General features: G+C 59.3%; 1 pseudogene. It reads right to left on the bottom strand.

The window, feature by feature from the left end:
- Nucleotides 1-415 (bottom strand): annotated as a pseudogene (locus AF337_RS31120) (helix-turn-helix transcriptional regulator); the annotation flags it as partial.

Here is a 415-nt window from a genome sequence, read left to right as displayed (position 1 = left end):
CTTTGCTTCTGGATCGACGATTTGAATGAGGACGCGCGCTCCGCTGTCAACCGCATCCCAGATGGAAACCGCTGTCGCTGCAAGCGGCGTGATCATCACCAAATAAGGTGGCAAACCCGATGGCCGAGAGATCGACAAAGCTCCTCCGAACGGCGTGTCCTCGCCATCGGCTATCAGCAACGCCTGGCGAATGGCGTTCACTAGCCGGGTGGATGTCTCTGGAATATGGGCAGCAAGCGAGGGCCTCTCGGATCGGCTGAGGAAAATGCCGTCGGCCTGCTTGAGCAGTGCTTCGGCCGCCGCATTCAACAGAAGGACTGCACCGCGACTATCGATCAGCACGGCCGCGTCAGCCATTGCATCGATCAGCCGTTGCGGCAATTCGGGTGCACGGGCGATCTGGTTTACCTGAAAG

Origin of the sequence: Rhizobium ecuadorense (assembly GCF_001187535.1) — a bacterium.
GTDB lineage: Bacteria > Pseudomonadota > Alphaproteobacteria > Rhizobiales > Rhizobiaceae > Rhizobium > Rhizobium ecuadorense.
The sequence above is the reverse complement of the archived record's forward strand: the minus strand, read 5'-3'. Positions and strand labels throughout refer to the sequence as shown.